This window comes from Mesorhizobium sp. M4B.F.Ca.ET.017.02.2.1 (genome assembly GCF_003998955.1).
GTDB lineage: Bacteria > Pseudomonadota > Alphaproteobacteria > Rhizobiales > Rhizobiaceae > Mesorhizobium > Mesorhizobium abyssinicae.
Map to the genome: position 1 here is coordinate 1 of NZ_RZOF01000498.1, position 3,282 is coordinate 3,282.

4 protein-coding genes are annotated in these 3,282 nt (G+C 65.9%); 2 read left to right on the plus strand and 2 right to left on the minus strand.

The window, feature by feature from the left end:
- Positions 1–564 (plus strand): phosphoribosylglycinamide formyltransferase (purN, locus tag EN738_RS32685; protein ID WP_127287167.1); only part of this gene is annotated, 564 nt, incomplete at its 5' end.
- A gap of 210 nt (positions 565–774) precedes the next feature.
- Positions 775–1,293, plus strand: a complete 519-nt coding sequence (locus EN738_RS32695) for a histidine phosphatase family protein (RefSeq protein ID WP_127287168.1) — start codon at positions 775–777, stop codon at positions 1,291–1,293.
- A gap of 191 nt (positions 1,294–1,484) precedes the next feature.
- Here EN738_RS32695 and dapB read toward each other — a convergent pair whose 3' ends face one another.
- Positions 1,485–2,252 carry a 4-hydroxy-tetrahydrodipicolinate reductase gene (gene dapB, locus EN738_RS32700; protein ID WP_127287169.1) on the minus strand — a complete coding sequence of 256 codons (768 nt, stop codon included), beginning with the start codon at positions 2,250–2,252 and terminating at the stop codon, positions 1,485–1,487.
- A 63-nt stretch (positions 2,253–2,315) separates the two neighbouring features.
- On the minus strand, positions 2,316–3,125 hold the full coding sequence (locus EN738_RS32705; RefSeq protein ID WP_127287170.1) for an arginase family protein: 810 nt from the start codon (positions 3,123–3,125) through the stop codon (positions 2,316–2,318).
- Positions 3,126–3,282 lie beyond the last annotated feature (157 nt).

Genomic DNA, 3,282 nt, shown 5'->3' on the forward strand with positions numbered 1-3,282 from the left:
GCGGCCGCGCGAGGAATCGGCACCAAGGTGATGCAGCGCTCGGATTATGGCAGCAAGGAAGCGAATGACGGCGCGATCGATGCCGCCCTTGCCGGCTTCGGCGCCGAAATCGTCGCGCTGGCCGGCTACATGCGCATCCTGGGTGGCCGCTTCGTCGAGAAATGGCTGGGGCGGGTGGTCAACATCCACCCTGCCCTTTTGCCTGCCTTCAAGGGCCTGGATACGCATGCCCGCGCCCTGCGCGCCGGCGTTCGCATCCATGGCTGCTCGGTGCATTTCGTGACGCTCGACATGGATGACGGCCCGATCATCGCGCAGGCCGCCGTGCCGGTGATGGTCGGCGACAATGAGGATACGCTCGCCGCCCGCGTGCTCAAGGCCGAGCACCGGCTCTACCCGCTGGCGCTCGGTCTCGTCGCCGAAGGCAAGGCGCGCATGGAGAAGGGCCACACCGTGCTCGCCCATTTCGCCGACGATGCCGACAACGGCACCTCGGTGGTAATGGCGCCCGACCCGCTGCGCGAGGAAAGCGATCTCGAGCAGTTGGCGCGGATCACGCCGTAAGGGATTGAGGCTGGTAGCAAATATTGCCACTTTTCCGAGTCCGGACCGCGACGACCTGACGTTGGTGCCGAAACCGGAGCGCCGAGCGTCGGCAACTATCTCATACTCCATCGCCTCGCCAAGGAACGGATTGAGATCGTGCGTATCGTGCATGGCGCACGCGACGTCTCGACGTTATTTTGAAAGGCAGTGGCGACAGGGAATGGTGATATGGCGAAAGCAAGACAACTCCTCGTCCTGCGCCACGCCAAGTCGAGCTGGGACGATGCCAAGCTTGCCGATTTCGACCGGCCGCTCAGCTCGCGCGGGCTGAAGACGGCGCCGCTGATGGGACGGGAGCTTTCCCGGCGCGGCTGGTTGCCGGATCTGGCGCTGGTGTCTGCCGCGCTGCGCACGCGCGACACATGGCGGCTGGTCGCGGCCGAACTGCCACGAAACGTGCCGGCGGAATTCACCGATGCGCTCTACGAGGCAGCGGCAGAGGATGTGTTGGCCGTGGTGCGCAAGGCCAGCGCGGCAAGTCTCTTGCTGCTCGGCCACAATCCCGGGCTGGAGGAGTTCGCGCGCCGGCTCGCCAGTTCGAGGTCAGATGCCCAGGCGCTGAGGAAGCTCGAGGAAAAATTCCCGACGGCGGCACTGGCCCGTTTTGTCCTCGATGGAGACTGGGCGGATCTCGGCTTCGGTGGCGCGCGGCTGACGCATTGCATCAGGCCGAAAGAGCTGAGCTAGCGGCCTCCACGGCAGCGCGACCCTTGGCGCGCGCGGAGCCCAAAGACAAAATCCGACCAAAGCGATAGCGCCGAACCTTGCCGATTTGATTCAGGCTTGCGCAAGGCGAGGCGGCGGGACAAGCCCGCCGCCTCGGGGAACAATCTTGGCGAAAATCGTCGTTGACGGCCAATCTCTCGACCGGGGCAGTTTCAACGCCGCAACACGTCGCGCATGTCGTATTCGCCGGTCGGCTGTCCGGCGACCCAGAGTGCAGCGGCGATGGCGCCGCGGGCGAACATCGAGCGATCGCCCGCCGAATGCCACAGCGTCAGCACCTCGCCGTCGGCGAGGAAGCTGACGCTGTGCTCGCCGACGATGCTGCCGCCGCGCATCACCGCGAAGCCGATCTCGCCGGGCGGACGCGGACCGGTGACACCGTCGCGGCCGCGCCGGGCGACGTCTCCCAGCGCAATGCCCCGCCCCTGTGCGGCCGCCTCGCCCAGCATCAGCGCCGTGCCCGATGGCGCATCCACCTTCGCGCGATGATGCGCCTCGAAGATCTCGATGTCGCAGTGGTCGGGGCCGAGCGCGCGCGCCGCCTGCTCGACCAGCCCGGTCAGCACGTTGAGGCCAAGCGAGTAATTGCCGGAACGCACGATGGCGACCGTCTTCGCGGCGGCGGCAATGGCGGCAAGCTCGGCGGGGTCGAAGCCGGTCGAGCCGATCACCAGCGCCGGGCCGCCACGCACGGCGCAAGCCTCGGCGAAGTCAGCCGACGCGGCCGGAGTGGTGAAATCGATGATGACGTCGGCGAGCGCCAGCGCTTCGTCGCGCTCGACCAGCCCCTCGCCGGTGGCGCCAAGCCGGTGGAAGCGGGCAGCGAGTTCGAGGCGCGGATCCGCCGCAACGGCTTCCACCATCTGGCGGCCCATGCGGCCGAGCGCGCCAGCGATGGCTATCTTGAGCGGCTTCGGCATTGCGGCTCCAATGGGAAAGACGAGTCGGAACAACCAGCTAGAACAACGTTTTGCAAGATTGATTCACCCAACGGGCGCGCCATTCGTCTGCAGCATCATGCCGGCGATCTCCTTCACCAGCTTGGCGGCGACCAGAGCGGTCTGGTTCGAGAGATCCTGGCTCGCATTGTATTCAACGACATCGGCGGCGACGATCGGCTGGTCGATTCCCTGGATCAGGCCGATCACCTGGCGAGTGGTGAAGCCGCCTGGTTCGCGATGGGAAATGCCGGGCGCGAAGGCCGGATCGAGAGCGTCGATATCCATCGAGACGTAGACGGGCGTCTTGAGGTCAAGCCGCAGCCCTTCCTTGAAATGCCGCATTTCCACCACCTCGACATCGAAGCGCCTGAACTGGTCGCGGTGGTGGTCGTTGATGGTGCGCAGGCCGATCTGGATCAGCCGGTCGGCAAGCCGCTCCTCCATGATGCGCGCGAAGGGCGAGGTGTGCGAGCGCGGATTGTCGCCATAGGCATGGTAGATGTCGGGATGGGCATCGATATGCAGGATCGTCAGGCTGCGATGACGGCGTCGTACCGCGCGCAGCACCGGCCAGGAGATCGCATGGTCGCCGCCGAGCGAGATCAGCGGATGGCCGGCATCCAGCGCGCGGCCGACTTCGCTTTCGATCCGCTCCCACGGATCGCCGGGTTGCGTGAAATCGATGTCGCCGTGATCGATGAAGCGGTCGCTGAGGTCAAAGCCGGTTTCCGACCATGAACTGTAGGCATCGCTGGCGAGTTCGTGCCGGATCAGCGGCGGCGCTTCGGCCGCACCGCGCAGCCAGGACGAATTCCCGTCATGAGGAATGCCCAGAAGCGATATCTTACTCACGACATCCTCCCTCGTCGCAACAGTCAGGGCGTCTCTATAGACGCGGGAGCTGGCGGCCGCGACGGCAGGCGCTTGGGCCAGATCGCGGGATCAAACGCCAAACTCTTGCGGCTTGCGCAGCCATACCTTGTTGTCGTGCAGCGCGGCACCGCCATAG